This window comes from Saccharothrix sp. S26 (assembly GCF_021390395.1).
GTDB lineage: Bacteria > Actinomycetota > Actinomycetes > Mycobacteriales > Pseudonocardiaceae > Actinosynnema.
Genome location: NZ_JAJUWT010000013.1, coordinates 132,421 through 149,417, shown reverse-complemented (window position 1 = coordinate 149,417; position 16,997 = coordinate 132,421). Strand labels below are relative to the sequence as shown.

General features: G+C 75.0%; 7 protein-coding genes. 1 reads left to right on the top strand and 6 read right to left on the bottom strand.

The window, feature by feature from the left end:
- Positions 1–43: 43 nt before the first annotated feature.
- The 6 genes from LZG04_RS22160 to LZG04_RS22135 form a co-directional block, all read right to left on the bottom strand.
- Positions 44–1,216 carry a cellulose-binding domain-containing protein gene (locus tag LZG04_RS22160; RefSeq protein ID WP_233819726.1) on the bottom strand — a complete coding sequence of 391 codons (1,173 nt, stop codon included), beginning with the start codon at positions 1,214–1,216 and terminating at the stop codon, positions 44–46.
- A 121-nt stretch (positions 1,217–1,337) separates the two neighbouring features.
- Positions 1,338–4,109 carry a BTAD domain-containing putative transcriptional regulator gene (locus LZG04_RS22155; protein ID WP_233819725.1) on the bottom strand — a complete coding sequence of 924 codons (2,772 nt, stop codon included), beginning with the start codon at positions 4,107–4,109 and terminating at the stop codon, positions 1,338–1,340.
- 86 nt (positions 4,110–4,195) lie between these two features.
- Positions 4,196–6,574 (bottom strand): PEP/pyruvate-binding domain-containing protein, encoded by a 2,379-nt coding sequence (locus tag LZG04_RS22150; protein ID WP_233819724.1) that lies wholly within the window; start codon positions 6,572–6,574, stop codon positions 4,196–4,198.
- A 22-nt stretch (positions 6,575–6,596) separates the two neighbouring features.
- Positions 6,597–7,916 (bottom strand): MFS transporter, encoded by a 1,320-nt coding sequence (locus tag LZG04_RS22145; protein ID WP_233819722.1) that lies wholly within the window; start codon positions 7,914–7,916, stop codon positions 6,597–6,599.
- Positions 7,913–8,863, bottom strand: coding sequence for an alpha/beta hydrolase family protein (locus LZG04_RS22140; protein ID WP_233819721.1), 951 nt, complete (start codon positions 8,861–8,863; stop codon positions 7,913–7,915). Before LZG04_RS22140 ends, LZG04_RS22145 begins: the two co-directional genes overlap by 4 nt.
- A gap of 49 nt (positions 8,864–8,912) precedes the next feature.
- Positions 8,913–10,574, bottom strand: a complete 1,662-nt coding sequence (locus LZG04_RS22135) for a fatty acyl-AMP ligase (RefSeq protein ID WP_233819720.1) — start codon at positions 10,572–10,574, stop codon at positions 8,913–8,915.
- A gap of 292 nt (positions 10,575–10,866) precedes the next feature.
- Here LZG04_RS22135 and LZG04_RS22130 point away from each other — a divergent pair, with 292 nt between their 5' ends.
- On the top strand, positions 10,867–16,959 hold the full coding sequence (locus LZG04_RS22130; RefSeq protein WP_233819719.1) for a type I polyketide synthase: 6,093 nt from the start codon (positions 10,867–10,869) through the stop codon (positions 16,957–16,959).
- The last annotated feature ends 38 nt before the right edge of the window (positions 16,960–16,997 follow it).

Below are 16,997 nucleotides of genomic sequence, written 5' to 3'. Positions count from 1 at the left end.
GTGGGGGAGGTCCGGTCACCGGCCCTCCCCCACGGGCCTCACCTCAGCAGGCGATGGGCGAGGAGCCGATCGCCACGTCGTCGTACCAGAGGGTGTTCGCGCCGTCGCCGTAGCTCTCCCAGCCCAACCGCAGGTCGGTGACGGCGGGCCGCCAGTTGGTCTTGCGCAGCCACTGCGAGTCGATGTCGGGCGTGGACACGCCGTCGGCGACCAGGCCCTCGACCACCGAGCCGTTCAGCGAGGTGGAGAGCCGGCCCGCCGGGTCGACGGTGAACTGCACGCAGTTCCACTGGCCGGTGGGCAGCGGCTTGCTCTTGGACACGCCCGTCGGGCTCTGCTCCGGCAGGGTCGCGTCGTCGGACTCGCGGTTCCACTGCAACGCCGAGCTCTGGCCGCCCATCCGCAGGTCCTTGCCGCCGTCGGCGGAGTCCTTCATCGCCATGAACGTCACGTGCTGCTGCGGGAGCGCCGTGGTGTGGCGGACGTAGAACCGGCCGTGGACGGTGCCGGTGCCGGTGAGCGGCGTGCCGAAGAAGATGTGGTTGCAGTAGCCGGACGCGCCGTTGACCCGCACCGACTTGCGGCCGCTGTGCGCGACCGAGCTGTCGATGGCGACCGAGCCCTGGCCCGTGCAGTTGGCCGCGCCGACGGTCCAGCGGCCGGTCGGGGTGGCCCCGGTCTGCTGCTCGAAGTCGTCGCACACCGCCGCCGTGCCGCAGCCGACCGGCACGGTGGACGTGGTCGTCGTCGTGGACGTGGTCGTCGTGGTCGTGGTGGTGAACGTGTCGGTCGGCCACGTGGACGTGGTCGTCGGGCCGTCACCGCTGCACGAGACGCCGTTGAACGCGAAGTCGGTCGGCACCGCGTTCGTGCCGCTGTAGGTGGCCTGGAAGCCGAATTGGGCGCTCGCGCCCGTGCCCAGCGACCCGTTCCACGGCATGTTGGACGCCGTCACCACGGCGCCGGACTGCTTCACGTCGGCGCTCCAGCCGGAGCTGACCGACTGGTTCCCGGCGAACGTCCAGGTGAGCTTCCACGAGGTGACCGGAGCGGACTGGTTGGTCACGGTCACGTTGGCGGTGAACCCGGTGGCCCACTGGTTGAGCTTGTAGTCCACGGCGCAGACGGGAGCCGCACCCGCGGTGCTGGTCCCGCCGATCACCACCAAACCGGCTATCGACACCACAGCGGCCACCGCCGCCAGCAGATTTCGCACAACAACCCCTTCGTTGTCGTTTCTGGGAGCGTTCCCAGACACTGACTGTAACGATTCCGTCACCTCAATGGAATACTCCGCCTGCCGCAACGGTCACTCGAACGAAGGCGGCCGGGGCTGATCAGCCGATCACGAGCGCGGACGACGTGCCCAGCTCGTCGAGCTGATGCCGGACGCGTTCGGCGTCGTCGTGGCGTCCTTGTTCACGGTAGAGCTGCCGCGCCTCGCGCCAGGCCACACGCGCCTCCTCGTGCCGGCCGAGGGCCGCGCACGCCTGAGCGATGAGGTCGCGGGCCGTGGCCTCGTGGTAGGCGTCACCGGCGCGGCAGTAGAGGGCGAGGGCCTGTCGGTAGCGGTCGAGCGCCTGGTCGTGCTCTCCGGCCAGGTGGTCGACGTAGCCCAGGTTGCCCAGCGCGTGCGCTTCGCCGATGGCGTTGTGGTGGCGTCGGTGCAGGGCGAGGGCGGCCCGGCAGTGGGTGCGGGCGGTGTCGTGGTCGCCGACCCGGGCCGCGTGCCAGCCAACCTGGTTGAGCACGTCGGCCTCCCACACCGGGTTGTCGTGCCCGGCCACGAGGTCCAGTACCCGTCGGGAGTGCTCCAGGGCCTGCCGGTAGTCACCGCTCCGCTCCGACGCCCACGCGAGGTAGTAGCGGATGTGGCCCTCGTGCAGGAGGTCGTGGTGGCGTTCGGCCAAGGCCAGCGCCCGGTGCAGGTGCTCGGTGGCTTCCGCGTGGCGGCCCAGGTCGGCGTACGCGCCGCCCAGGTGTCGGTGGATGACGGTGTGGGCGGTGGGGTCGCTCACGTGAGCGGCGGCGTCCAGCGCCGCCTGCCACGCGGCCAGTTCGTCGCGCCGGCGTCCCCTCCGGGTGTGGAAGGTGCTCAACGCCCAGGCGATCTGCCACACCGCGTGGTGATGTTCGCCGGCGGTGTCCTGGGCGGCGAGCAGGTTGGGGTGCTCGGTGTCGAACCAGGCCAACGCGGCGGGCACGTCCGGCAGCGGCTGGGGTCGGACGCCCGGCGCCGGCGGGTCGAGCCGGACGGGCAGGCGGTGCCGGTACAGCAGGCGGTCGGCGGCGTGAGCGGTGTGGACGTAGAAGTCGAGCACCCGCCGCAGTGCGGCCTGCCGCACTTCTTCGGGCAGGAGGGCCGCGACGGTGGTGGCCCAGGTGCGGACCAGGTCGTGCATCCGGTGGCGGCCGGGGGCGTCCTGGATGATCAACGACGCCTGTTCGAGCGCTCGCAGCGCGGTCCGGGTGTCGTTCGGGGGCAGGTCGAGGAGGCAGGCCGCGGCGGGGAGGCCGATGTCGGGCCCGGGTGCGGTGCTCAGCAGCGCGAACGCGGTGGCCTGGTCGGCGGTGAGGGCGCGATGGGACCAGGAGAGCACGGCGGGCAGGCTCGCGACCGGGTCGCCGTCGTCGAGCGCGTCCAGTCCGCTGTCGCGCAGCTCGGCCGCGAGGGCGGCGAGGGGCAGGTGCGGGTGGGTGTCGGCGCGGCCCGCGATGATGCTCAACGCCAACGGGAACCCGCCGCACGAGCGCACCAGGTCGGCCACCGCGACGGGTTCGGCGTCGACCCTCGCGGGGCCGAGCCGGGCGGTGAGCAGGCGGCGTGCCTCGGCGTGGTCGAGGACGGGCAGGGCCAGCAGGCGCGCGCCGTGGCCGGTGACCAGGCCGGGCAGGCGGTTGCGGCTGGTGACCAGCACGGCGCAGGAGGCCGTGCCGGGCAGCACGGGGACGACCTGGGCGGTGTCGGCGGCGTTGTCCAGCACCAGCAGCACCCGCTTCTCCGCGACCAGGCTGCGGAACAGGGCGGCCTGGGCGTGCGCGTCGACCGGGACGCGACCGGGCTCGACGCCGAGCGCGTCGAGGAACCCGCGCACGGCCACCGCCGGGTCCAGCGGCGGCCCGTCCGGGCTGAACCCGCGCAGGTCGACGAACAGCTGCCCGTCCGGGAAGCGGTGGGCGTTGCGGTGCGCCCAGTGCAACGCCAGCCAGGTCTTGCCGATGCCACCCGGGCCGGCGATGACCGCGGTCGTGGCGTCGCCGGCGGTGGTGGTCAGCGTGGCCAGTTCGCTCGCGCGGCCGGTGAAGTGCGACGGCGCGGCGGGCAGTTGCCGGGGCACCGGGCGCGGGACGACCCGCGCGGGCTCGGTCACGGTGAGCGCGACGTCGGCGGTGAGGATGGCCTCGTGCAGCGCTCGCAGCTCGGCACCGGGATCGGCGCCCAGCTCCTCGGCCAGCCGTGCCCGCACCACGTGGTAGTGCGCCAGGGCATCGGCCTGGCGGCCGCTGCGGTACAGCGCCAGGAGGTACTGCGCGGCGACCCGTTCGTCGAGGACGTGCTCGCGGGCGCGGGCAGCGAGGACGGGCAGCACGTCGGCGTGCCGGCCGGCCCGCAGCGCCAGGTCGGTGTGGTCCAGCTCGGCGCCCCGGCGGCGCTGCTCCAACGACTCCCGGACGGCGTTGATCCAGGGCGTGTCCAGCCCGGTGAACGGCTCCCCGCGCCACAGCGCCAGCGCCTGCTCCACCGCGGCCGACCCCGCCGCCGGGTCGGGCGTGCTCGGGGCGTGGGAGAGCAGGCGGTGGAACCGGTGCAGGTCCACCGCGTCCGGGTCGACCTCGAGTACCCAGCCGCCCGAGCGGCGCACGATGGTCACGTCCGGCAGCTCGGACAGCACTCGGCGCAGCCGGGACAGGTAGGCGTACAGGGTCGCGCGGCCCTTCGCCGGTACGCGTTCGCCCCAGGCCCGGTCCAGCAGTCGGTCAGCGCCGACGACCTGGTTCGCGTCGACCGCGAGCGCCACCAGGACGCACTGCTGCCGGGCGTGCCCGACCTCGACCAGCCGAGCGCCGGCCCGCGCCCGGACCGGGCCCAGCACCAACAACTCCCCCACTACCGCGTTCCCCTCACCGGCGGCGGATCCCTCCCGGTCCACCGATAGCAGGACCACCTGCCGTTCTCGGGATCTTCACGAGCTTCTTACCCGGACGGCGCATCGGCACCGAGCACGGTCACGGTGCCGCGGCCGCCGTCCACCCGGAGGCGGTCGCCGGTGGTGATGCGGGTGGTGGCGTTGCCGCAGCCGACGACGGCCGGGATGCCCAGCTCGCGGGCGACGATGGCGGCGTGCGACAGCGGCGCGCCGACGTCGGTGACCACGGCGGCGGCGCGGGGGAACAGCGGCGTCCAGCCGATGTTCGTCACCGTGGTCACCAGGATCTCGCCCTGCTCCAGGTCCGCGCCGTCGGCGACGTCGCGGATCACCCGCGCCACGCCCTCCACCACGCCCGCCGCACCGGGGAAGCCGGACACGTCGTCGCCGAGGGGCGCGGCGCAGGCGTCGTGGACGTCCACCCGGCGGTTCGGGTCGGCGGCCCACGCCTCGGGGTCGAACCGGCCGCGGATCACCGTCGGGTACGGCGGCAGCGCGCGGTAGCGGTCGTAGGCGGCCCGGCGCGCGGGCACCGCCGCCAACGGCGTCTCGTCGCCCGCCAGGACGCGCAGCGTCTCCTCGATCGGCAGGAAGAACACCGCGTCGCCGTGCCCGGTGACCTCGCCCGCCCGCACCAGGAACGCCCGCAGCACGGCGAACGTCCGGGCGAACTCCGACCGCGCCCGTTCCCGTTCCCGGGCCAGCGCGGTGAGCCGGTCGACCCGGCGGCGCAGGCGCGCGACCTTGCCGGGGTGCGCGGCCCGCAACCGCCCCCACGCCGCGTCACGCACGGCGGCCTGCCTGGCCAGCAGCTCCTCGGGATCGATGCCGATGTCGTCGCACCGGGGCCACCCCGGGTCCTCGGCGGGGCGCGGCGCGGACACCTCGAACTCGTCGGCGAACCGGTGCCCGTACTGCCGCGCGTACTCCTCGCGGGTGATCTCGCCGCGCCGGAGCCGGGCCAGGCCGAGCACCGGGCCCAGGCTCTCCAACTCCCCCGCCGCGCCGTGCGCGCCGGTCAACAACGCGGTCGTGTCGTCCTCCCCCACCAGCACCACCAGCTTGCGGCGCAGCTTGACCGACGACATGGAGCCGGTGCGCGCGCCGGAGTCGAACACCTTCGCGTCCACGTGCAGCACCTCGTCCACATCGGACTCCCACAGCGCCAGCAGCTCGGCGGGCGTGGCGGCGGCGCGGAAGGCGGCGTGCAGGCGTTCGGCCCGGGCGGGCGCGGAGGCCAGCAGGCCGTCGATCTTCGCCCGGAACTCGCGGCCCTGCCGCAGGAACGGCAGGGCCGCGCCGATCGCCGCGCGCAGCACGGCCCAGCGGGACAGCGGCAGCGGTGGCACCTCCACGCCGGCGGGGATGCGGCCGAAGTACAGCTCGACCGCCCGCTGCATGAACCCGCCGCGCGTCAGGCCGAGCGCCTGGCCGACGGCCAGCGCGGCGCTGAGGTCGAGGTAGAACCGGCCGCCGATGTTGCCCGACGTCGGGTGCCCGGCAATCGGCGGCTGGGCGAGCGCCCGGGCGAACGACCAGGTCGCGGGCGTCATCACGCTCGGCACGGCCTCGCGCAGGTTCGCGCACGTCCACAGGTAGTCGCCGCGCAGTGAGTCGTTCCAGACCTCGGTCAGCGCGGTGATCGGCCGGGCTTGCAGCACGGCGACCCGATCGCCCGCCACGGCCCACTCGACGTCCACCGGCACGCCGTGCAGCTCCTGGATCCGCGCGCCCAACGCGGCCAGCTCCCGCACCCGTGCGTCGGGCAGCAGCGAGCCGGTCCGGCGCACCCGGCCGTCGGCGCCCACCACGTACTCGTCGGGGGTGACGGACCCGCCGACGAGGGCCTCCCCCAAGCCGGGAGCGGCGTTGACCACGGTCTCCGTGCGGTCGCCGGTGACCGGGTTCGCGGTGAACAGCACCCCGGCGGCCTCGGCGGGCACCATCTGCTGCACCACCACCGCGATCGCCACGTCGGTGATGCCGTGCCGGGCGCGGTAGGCGGTGGCGCGTGCCGTCCACAGCGAGGCCCAGCAGCGCTTGACCGCGGCGAGCACGTCGTCCCCGGACACGTCGAGGAACGTGTCGTGCTGGCCCGCGAACGACAGGTCCGGCAGGTCCTCGGCGGTCGCGGACGACCGCACCGCGACCGGGCCGGGCGGAAGGACCGCGCGGATGGCGTCGGCGACGTCCTCCGGCATGGCGTGGCGTTCGAAGGCGGCGACGATCGCGGCCTCGTCGCCGAGGTCGATCTCCGCTTCGAGCCCCGCGGCGAAGCGGCGGTAGGCGTGCGTGGTCAGGTGGAAGCCGTCCGGCACGGGCAGGCCCGCGGCGGCGAGCCTGGCCAGCGACGCGCCCTTCCCGCCGACGGTCGCCAGGTCGGCGTCGGGGTCGGCGAGCGGCAGCACCAGCGCGGTGGTCCCCATGGACCGATCCTCGCACCGGCGACTACCGAGCGTCGCCGGAACGCGACAAGTGGTTCGCCGGGCGCAGGCCGAGCGCGAGGGTGACGCCGAGGGCCACCGCGCCGACGCAGGCGGCGACGACCAGCGCGGCGACGTGGCCCGCGGCGCCGAACGCCAGGCCGATGACCGCGACGCCGAACGCGCCGGCCAGCTCACGGCTCGCGGTGACGGTGGCCGAGGCGACCCCGGCCGACCGGGCGTCGGCCGCGTCCAGCGCCGCGGTGGTGAGCGGGGTGGTCAACGCGGAGCCGAAACCGACCACCAACAGGCACGCGAGCAGCACCGGCGGGTTCGCCAACGGCATCGCGGCCAACCCGGCCGTCACCGCGCCGAGCCCGCACGCCGCCGTGCGCCACGGGCCGAGCCGGTCGACCAGGGCGGGCACGACCGGCGTGCCCGCGATCACCGCCAAGGCGGCGGGCACGAAGAACAGGCCGGTGCCCAGCGGGGTGAAGCCCTCGGCGCGGTGCAGGTGCAGCGGCAGCACGAACAGCACACCGCTGACCGCCAGCCCCCACAACGCCTGCGCGACCGTGCCGACGACGAACACCGACCGTGCCAACCCCCGCGGGAACAACGGGCGCTCCGACGACCGCTCCACCGACCCGAACAGCACGCACGCCGCGCCCGACAACGCGACCAGCGCACCCACCGGCCCGTCGCCGCCGACGCTGAGCACGGTCGCGGTGACCGTGAAGACGGCCGCCGTCAACGCCGCCGTGGAGCGGATCGGCACCGGTGCCGGCCAGGTGATCCGGCGTGCGGGCAGGCCCGCGGCGGCGAGCACGGCCGCCACCACGCACAGCGGGACGTTGCCGAGGAAGATCCACCGCCAGTGCGCCGCCTCGCTGAGCAGCCCGCCCAACGCGGGCCCGACCGCGAGCGCCGCCGCCAACGCGGCCGTCCACGCCGCCATCGCGGTCCGGCGTCGTGCCGCGTCGAGGGTGGTCCGCAGCAAGGCGGGCCCGGCCGGCACGATCGCCGCCGCGGCCGCGCCCTGGGCGGCCCGCCACAACGCCAACTCCCAGCCGTCGTGCGCCGTGCCGCAGCCCAGCGACGCGGCGGCGAAGCCGAGCAGCCCGACCACCAGCACCCGCCGGTGCCCGAACCGGTCCCCCACCGCGCCCGCCGCCACCATCAGGCTCGCGAACACCAGCATGTAGCCGATCACGGCCCACTGCAGGTCGCGGGTGGACAGGCGGAGGTCGTGGCCGATGGTCGGCAGCGCCACCATCAGGACGCTGTTGTCCAGCGCGGTGACGAAGGCCGCGAAGCAGACCACCGGCACGACGGCGCGGTTCACGTGAGCGCGGACATCAGCATCGGCCAGGACGCCCGCAGCTCCCGTTGCCAGTACTTCCACGTGTGCGTGCCGCCGCCGTAGGCGTTGACGGTGATCGGGATGCCCAGCGACCGCATCCGGGCCACGAAGTCCGGGGAGGTGGTGCCGACGATCGTCTCGAACGGGTCGTAGGACCACCAGTCGGTGTCGAGCGCCCCGCGCAGGCCGTTGCCGTAGGACATGTAGAGCGACAGGCCGCGCAGGTTGGCGGCGAGCTGCTTGGGGTTGTGCGCCGCCCAGACGGCGGGCACCAGGGCTTCGCGGCCCCACGGCCCGTACGGGTCGAGGCCCTCGCGCAGCACGGTGGTGTAGATGAACTGGGGCACACCGAGGAACTGCGTCGACAGCAGGCCGCTGTAGGAGGCGGCGGCCCGGAACATGCCGGGGTGCTTGGCCGCGTAGCCGAACGCGCCCGTGCCGCCGGCCGACAGCCCGGCCACCGCGCGTGCCGTGCCGCCCCGGTAGTCGCGCTCGATCAGCTGCGGCAGCTCGGCGGTGTGGAAGGTCTCCCACCGGGGCGTGCCGCCGCGTCCGCCGTTCCACCAGTCGGTGTACCAGCCGGCGCGACCGCCGTCCGGCATGACGACCAGCACGTCACTGGACGCGGACAGCTCCTCGACGTCGGTCTCCCTGGCCCACGAGGTGTAGTCGTCGCCGACGCCTTGGAGCAGGTACAGCACCGGCCAGGTGCGGGACGCGGTCGGCGACCAGCCCGGCGGGGTGAGGACGCGGACCGGCACCTGCCCACCGATCGCGGGCGAGGACACGGTGAGGTCGACGGTGCGGCCGTCGAGCCACCTCTCGCCGACGACGAGCGCCCCGCCATCGGCCGCGACCGGCGGCGCGGCGTGCGCCGGAACGACCATGAGGACGACCGCGGACAGGGCGAGCAGCAGCACGCGCGACATCAGTTCTCCCGGATTTGTCAGACCTCGCCGGCAAGATCGCGAACAGTGGTCATGAGGCGGGCAGCAGGCCGGCGAGGTAGCGGTCGCGGCAGGCGGCGCGGGAGAGCTTGCCGCTGGACGTCTTCGGCACCGAGCCCGGTTCGACCACCAGCACGTCGCGCACGCGCACGTCGTAGCGCCGCGACACCGCCGCGCGCACCGTGCCCCGGACGCGGGTCTGGTCGACGGCCTCGCGGGGCACCTCGGCGGCGCGTTCGGCGACCACGACCATCGCCTCGCCCTCGTCGGTCGGCACGGCGAACGCGGCGACGTGACCGCGCCGGATCACGTCGTCCGCCTCCTCCACGACCGCCTCCACGTCCTGCGGGTAGTGGTTGCGGCCGTCGACGACGATCAGGTCCTTGATCCGGCCGACCACGTGCAACTGGCCCTCGTGCAGCACGCCCAGGTCACCGGTGCGCAGCCACGGCCCCTCGGGCAACCCGGGCACGTCGAGCCGCGCGCCGAACCCGTCCCCGGCCGACCAGTACCCCGGCGAGACGTTCTCCCCGCACACCCAGATCTCGCCCACCCGGTCGCCGTCGACCGGCGAGCCGGTCGACGGGTCCACGATCGCGAGGTGCTGGTCGACCGCCCTGCCGCAGCCGACCAGCACGCTCGCCCGCTCCGGGTCGTCCGTCGGCACCGCGCGTCCCCTGGCCAGCGCGGCGCGGTCGAACCCGGTGGACGTCGGCCGTGCCGCGGCGGTCACGAACACGGTCGCCTCGGCCAGGCCGTACGACGGGCGCTGGGCGTCCGACCGCAGCCCGCACGGCCCGAACGCCTCCTGGAACCCGGCCAGCGTCGCGGCGCGCACCGGCTCGGAGCCGTTGATCAACGCGACGACACCGCTGAGGTCCAGCCCGGACCGGTCGGCCGCCGACACCCGCCGCACGCACAGGTCGTAGGCGAAGTTCGGCCCGGCGCTGATGACGTGACGTCGCCCGTGCAGGGCGCGCAACCACCGCGAGGGCCGGTAGAGGAACGCGAGCGGGTCCATCAGCACCGCCTCGACGCCGGTCGTCAGCGCCACGCCGACACCGAGCACCAACCCCATGTCGTGGAACAGCGGCAGCCAGCTCACCGGCGCCGCCTCCACGTCCGCCAAGCCGTACGCGGTGAGCGCTTGGCGCACGTTGACCTGGAAGTTCCGGTCGGTCACGACCACGCCCGCAGGGGTGCGCGTGGAACCGGACGTGTACTGGAGGTAGGCCGGGCCGCCGAGCCGCCGCACGGGAGGTTCGGCCGACGGCGGCACGCTGCCGACCACCACCACGTCGAGGTCGAGGGCGACGGGCGCGGCGGTGAGGGCGACCTTCGGCGCGCAGTCGCGCAGGATGCCGTCGAGGCGTTCGCGGTGGCCGTCGCCGGTGATCGGGAACAGCGGCACGGCCGGCACGTCGGCGTACAGGCAGGCGACGAACGCCACCACGTAGTCCAATCCCTGCGGCAGCAACAGCAGCGCACGGTCGCCGGGGGCGCATCGGCGGCGCAGCTCCGCCGCCACGCCACAGGCGCGCGCGTCCAGCTCGGCCCACGTCAGCGACACCGGCACGCCGTCGGGGTGCGCCTCGTGGTCCAGGAACGTGAACGCGGTGCGGCCGGGCCGTTCGCGTGCCCAGCGCCGCACGGCGTCCACGACCGTGCCGGCGGTGGTCGCGGTGACCGTCATGAGCACCCTCTCCTCTGCGCGATGACAAATTCCGAAATAGCTTTTGTGTGGCCGTCACAACTCTTGCCTAAGCGATTTCCAACCAGGTCGGGCGCAGAAGCTACCGGCGAGTACGAGAACTGTCAACGGCTACTTCACACGAAGCCTCGTTAACCCGATCGGCGTATTGTTCACCGACGTTCACCCAGGCCACGATCGGTCTCACTCCGGAGACACCCGGATCGCGGACACTTTCCCCCTGCCTCGCGAATACTTCCCCCGCGTTTTGTGCAAATCACATGAAAGGTGACCCATGAGCGGCCTCGGCACGCCGGCGGAAGCAGAACTCCGCGCGTGGTTGGCGCGCGCTGTCGCGGAACTCGCCGACCTGCCCGGGGGCGAGATGGACCTCGACCAACCCCTGGCCGAGGTCGGCCTGTCGTCGCGTGACGCCGTCGTGCTCGCGGGCGCGCTGGGCGAGTTCCTGGGCGTGCCGCTGCCCGCGACGGTGTTCTACGAGCACCCCACGATCGCCCGCCTGGCCCGCCACCTCGCCGCGCCCGCCCCCGCGGTGGACGCCCGGCTCGTCGGACCGACCGCCGATCCCGTCGCGGTCGTCGGCGTCGGCTGCCGGCTGCCCGGCGGCGTCGACGGCCCCGACCGGTTGTGGGACTTCCTGCGCTCGGGCGGTGACGCGGTCGCGCCCGCACCGCCGGACCGGTGGCCGGGCCTGCCCGACGGCACGCCCCGGTTCGGCGGCTTCCTGGCCGACCTCAAGGGCTTCGACGCCGAGTTCTTCGGCATCGCGCCGCACGAGGCCGCGTTGATGGACCCGCAGCAACGGCTCGTGCTGGAGGTGTCGTGGGAGGCGTTGCACCACGCGGGCATCGCGCCCGACACCCTGCGCGGCACCCGGACCGGCGTGTTCGTCGGCATCTCCACCGGCGAGTACGGCGCGTCGAGCGCGGCCGACCTCGGGCGGGTGGAGCCGTGGACGGCGACCGGTGGCGCGTTGAGCATCGCCGCGAACCGGCTGTCCTACCTGCTCGACCTGCGCGGGCCGAGCCTGGCGGTCGACACGGCGTGCTCGTCGTCGCTCGTCGCGGTGCACCACGCGTGCCAGAGCCTGCGCACGGGCGAGACGGACGCCGCCGTGGTCGCCGGGGTGAACCTGCTGCTCGGTCCAGCCGTGACGCTCACCTTCCACCGCGCGGGCCTGCTGTCGGCCGACGGGCGGTGCAAGCCGTTCGACGCCGCCGCCGACGGCATCGCCCGAGCCGAGGGCTGCGCGGCGGTCGTGCTCAAGCGCCTGTCCGACGCGCGCCGCGACGGCGACCGGGTGCTGGCGGTGATCCGGGGCAGCGGGGTGAACTCCGACGGCCGCTCGAACGGCCTGATGGCCCCGAACCCGCAAGCGCAGGCCGACCTGCTGCGCCGCGTGTACGCCGACGCGGGCGTCGACCCGTCCCTGGTGGACTACGTCGAGGCGCACGGCACCGGCACCCTGCTCGGCGACCCGATCGAAGCGGGCGCGTTGCGCGACGTGCTCGTGCCGGACGCGGCGGCACGGGCCGACCGGCCGTTGCTGCTCGGGTCGGCGAAGTCGAACTTCGGCCACGCCGAGTCGGCGGCCGGGGTGATCGGGCTGGTCAAGGCGGTGCTGGCGGTGCGGCACGGCGAGGTCCCGCCGAGCCTGCACTTCCGCGCGCCCAACCCGCACATCGACTTCACCGGGCTGCGCGTGGTGACCGAGCCGACGCCCTGGCCCCGCTACTCGGGCCGCGTCACGGCCGGTGTGTCGTCGTTCGGGTTCGGCGGCACGAACGCGCACGTGGTGCTGGAGGAACCTCCCGCTCCCGACCCGGTGGACCGGCCCGACGGACCGGCGTTCCTGGTGGTGCCGGGCACGTCAGAGGAACGCGTGCGGCGGCACGCGTCGCAGTTGGCGCGCTGGCTGTCCACCACGCACGCCGACCTGCACGAAGTGGGCGCGACGCTGGCACGGCGGCGTGGGCGCGAGCCGCACGCGGCGGTCGTCACCGGAGCCGACCGGGACGCCGTGGTCGCCGGGCTGCGCGCGGTGGCGTCCGGGGACCACCCGGTGAGCCGGGCGCGACGGCGGACCGGCGCGGTGTGGGTGTTCTCCGGGTACGGCTCGGGCTGGGCGGGCATGGGACGTCGGCTGCTCGCCGCCGAACCGGTGTTCGCGGCGGCGGTGGACGAGGTGGACCGGCTGATCGCGCCGCACTCGGTGCGGGCGTTGCTCCAGACGCCGTCGCACGCCCTGGGCGACGGGCAGATCGCCTTGTTCGGCGTGCAGGTGGCGCTGGCCCGGCTGTGGGAGTCGCGCGGGATGCGCCCGGCCGCCGTGATCGGGCAGTCCGCCGGCGAGGTCGCCGCGGCCGTCGTGAGCGGCGCGTTGTCCCTGCCGGACGCCGCGCTGGTGATCACCACCCGCGCCCGGCTGCTGGACGTGGTCGACGCGTCCGGTGACGGCGGCATGGCGGCGGTCGAGCTGCCCGCCGAGGAGGTGGACGACCCGGCGCTGTCGGTGGCGGTGCACGCGGCACCACGCCGCTGCACCGTGTCCGGCCCCGCCGACCGGCTCGCCGCGCTGGTCGCCCGCGTCGAGGCCGACGGGGGTGCGGCGCGGGTCCTGCCGCTGCGCACCAGCGGCCACTCCCCCGCCGTCGAGCCGGTCCTGGCCGAGTTGGCGTCCGCGCTGCGAGGCGTCACCGGACGGCCCGGTGACGTGCCGCTGTACGGGACGGTGCTGGCCGACCCGAGGCACGCGCCGCCGTTCACCGCCGACTACTGGGTCGCGCACATGCGCCGGCCGGTCCGGTTCACCCAGGCCGTGACCGCCGCGCTGGAGGACGGCCGCACCGCGTTCCTGGAGGTCTCGCCGCACCCCGTGGCGCTGCCCGCGATCGCCGAGCACGCGCCCGACCTGGTGCTGGTGGGCTCGCTGCGCCGGGACACCGACGACGTGGCCACCTTCCACGACAACCTCGCGTCGCTGCACCTGCACGGACTCGGCCCCGCCCACCACGTCACCGACGTGCCGACCGCGCCCTGGGAGCACCGACCGCACTGGACCGCTCCCCCGCCCCGCCGGGCCGGGCACCCGCTGCTCGGCGACCACGTCGAGCTGCCCGACGGCACGCACGCGTGGCAGTCCGACGTGGGCCTGGCCGCGCTGCCCTGGCTGGGTGAGCACCGGGTGCAGGACACCGCCGTGCTGCCCGGCGCGGCCTGCGTGGAGCTCGCGCTGGCCGCCGGCGCGAGGGCCGTGGCCGGTCCGCTGTCCGTGCGGGACGTGGTGTTCGAAGCGCTGCTGCCCCTGGCCGACGAGGTCGCGCTGAGCACCACGTTCCGGGACGGACGCGTCGAGGTGCACGCCAAGACCGCCGACGGGTGGGTGCGGCACGCGACCGCGACCATCGTCCCCGCCGAGGAACCCGGCCCTCCCCCACCGGTCCGCGGTGGACTGCGGCCGGTCGGCCTGTACGACCGGTTGGCCGAGGTGGGGATGCACTACGGGCCGGTGTTCCGGGGCGTCCGGTCGGCCCGTGCGGGCGTGGGCGTGGCGAGCTGCATCCTGGACCGGCCCGAAGGCCCGGACCGCGCGCTGCGGCTGCCGCCGACGCTGCTCGACTCGTGCCTGCACGCCCTGGCCGCCGCCGCGCTCGACCTCGCCGCCGGCGGGCCGTACCTGCCGGTCGGCATCGGTGCCGTGCGGCTGCACGGAGACCCCCGGCGGGCGCACCGCTGCGAGGCCGTGATCGGCGACAGCGGCGGCGGTGGGCTGACCGGGTCGGTGTGGTTGTACGACGACGCCGGCACGCTGCTGCTGGAGGTGGTGGACGTCCGGGTGCGACCCGCGTCCGCGGTGTTGTCCGGGCTGGCGCTGGAGGCCCGGTGGGAGCGGCACGACCTGCCGGCCGTCGAGCCTGCGCCCCGCACGTGGCTGCTGCTGTCCGACGACCCCGACGTGGCCGGCGCCCTGACCGACGCCGGGCACCGCGTGACGACCGACCCGGCGGCCGGAGCGGACGGCATCGTGTTCGTGCCCGACAGCCTCGAGCAGGACCTCGTGCGGCTGTCCGGACTGGCACACGACACCCGGCGGCTGTGGATCGTCACGCGGAACGCGGCGTGCGTGCTGGACGGCGAGGCCGGCGTGCCGGACCAGGCGGCGTGGCGGGGCGTGGTGCGGGTGCTGGCGTTCGAACGGCCGCAGCTGCGGGCCACCGTCGTGGACGTGGACGACGTCACGGCGCTGCCCCGCGAACTGCTCGCCGACCAGGCCGACGACGAGGTGGCGTGGCGTGACGGCGCCCGTTACGCGGCACGGCTGCGGCGGGTGGAGGTCGACGTGCCCACGACGGGGTCCGCGGTCGACTCGGGCGCGTACCTGGTCACCGGCGGGTTGGGCGCGCTGGGGCTGGTCATGGCCCGCTGGCTGGCCGAACGGGGTGCCGCCCGCATCGTGCTGTGCGGCCGTCGTGAGCCTTCGCCCGACGCGCGGGCCGAGGTGGCGAAGCTGCGGGCGCTCGGCGCGGACGTGGTCGTGCTGACCGGTGACGTCGCCGAACCCGGGGTGGCCGACCGCGCGGTCGCGGCGGCGGTGGACGGCGGGTCGCGGCTGTGCGGCGTCGTGCACGCGGCGGGTGTGCTGGCCGACGCGCCGTTCGACCGGCTGGACGCGGCCGACGTCCGGCGCGTGCTGCGACCCAAGGTGGCCGGTGCGCTGCGGCTGCACGAGGCCACGGCCGGGCACGGGCTGGACTGGTTCGTGGTGTTCTCCTCGGCGGCGGCGCTGCTCGGCTCACCCGGTCAGGTCGCCTACGCGGCGGCCAACGCGTGGCTGGACGGGTTCGCCCGGTGGCGGCGGGCGGCCGGGCTGCCCGCGACGACGATCGACTTCGGCGCGTGGAGCCGGGTCGGGTTGGCCCGCGACACCGACAACCCGTTGCTGCGGCCGATCTCGCCGGCCGAGGGCGTGCAGGCGGTGGAGGCGCTGCTGCTGTCCGGGCGGGTGGCGACCGGGGTGGTGCGGTTCGACCGGCGGCGGGTGGTGGAGCTGTTCCCGCGGTTGGCGCACCGGCCGTTCTTCGAGTCGTTCCTCCAGCCGCCGTCCGAAGTTCCACGGGCCGACCGGGTGAGCGCGATCGTGGCGCGGGTGATGGGCGGTGCGCCGGACCCCTCGCTGCCGTTGACGTCACTGGGCTTGGACTCGTTGATGGCGATGCGGTTGCGCAACGCGGTCGAGCACGACCTGGGCGTGGAGCTGCCCGTGCCGCTGTTGCTGCGCGGCGCGAGCCTGCGTGACGTGGAGCGGCACGTCCGCGGGTCGGCCGCCGAGACGTCGACCCCGGTGGGTCCGCGCGACCCGACCGAGCGGTGGCTGTTCGGGCTGTGGGCCGAGGTGCTCCGCCGGCGCGACTTCGGCGTCCACGACGACTTCTTCGCCCTCGGCGGCTCGCGGGAGCGGCTGCTGGCGGCACTGCGCCGCCGGGTCGAGGTGGACGACAAGGTCTTCGCGTCGCCGACCGTGGAGGCCATGGCCGAACGGCTGCGCGCGGCGTTCGAGGACGCGGGCGGTCCGGTGCGGGTGTTGCGCGCGGGCGGGTCGCGGCGGCCGTTGCACCTGTTCCACCCGGCGGGCGGGCCGACGAGCGTGTACGAGCCGTTGGCCGGGTTGCTGGAGGACCGGCCGTGCCACGGGTACGAGCGGATCGACGAGGTGCCGGACATCCCGGCCAAGGCGGCGCGGTACGCCGAGCTGGTGCGGGCCGTGCAGCCGTCCGGGCCGTACGTGCTGGGCGGCTGGTCGTTCGGCGGGTGCCTGGCGCACGAGGTCGCGTGCCGGCTGCGGGACGCGGGGGCCGAGGTCGCGCTGGTGGTGATGATCGACACCGTCCGCCCGCTGCCCGCGCCCGACGTCACGCCCGCCGACCTGGTGCGGCACCGGTTCGCCCGCTACGCCCGGCACCTCGAAGAGGTCTACGGGCGGCGCGTGGAGCTGCCGTGGGAGGCGTTGTCCGGGCTGGACGACGTGGGCCAGATCGACGCGGTGCTGGCCGCCGTCGCCGACGTGGGCATCAGCCCCGGCGCGTTGCGCCACCAGCGCGCGTCCTACCTGGACGCGCGGGCGGCCGAGCGGTTCACGCCCCGGCACTACCCGGGCCGGGTCGTGTTCTACCGGGCGACCGACCGGGAGACCCTCACCACCCTGCTGGACCCCCGTTACCTGCGCCGGCAGGACGACGACGACCTGGGGTGGGCCGACGCGTGCGGCTCGCTGGAGGTGGTGCCGGTCCCGGGCGACCACCTGTCGATGATCGACCTGCCGCACGTGTCCACCATCGCCCGGCACCTGTCGGCGGTGCTGGACGACTGAGGTTCCCCGGCGCGCGGGGTGAGGGCGCCACCCCCGCG

What these genes read in the sequence shown, in the direction of transcription:
- LZG04_RS22130 (WP_233819719.1), top strand. Translation starts at nt 10,867, where the DNA reads ATGAGCGGCCTCGGCACGCCGGCGGAAGCAGAACTCCGCGCGTGGTTG.
- LZG04_RS22135 (WP_233819720.1), bottom strand. Translation starts at nt 10,574, where the DNA reads ATGACGGTCACCGCGACCACCGCCGGCACGGTCGTGGACGCCGTGCGG.
- LZG04_RS22150 (WP_233819724.1), bottom strand. Translation starts at nt 6,574, where the DNA reads ATGGGGACCACCGCGCTGGTGCTGCCGCTCGCCGACCCCGACGCCGAC.
- LZG04_RS22140 (WP_233819721.1), bottom strand. Translation starts at nt 8,863, where the DNA reads ATGTCGCGCGTGCTGCTGCTCGCCCTGTCCGCGGTCGTCCTCATGGTC.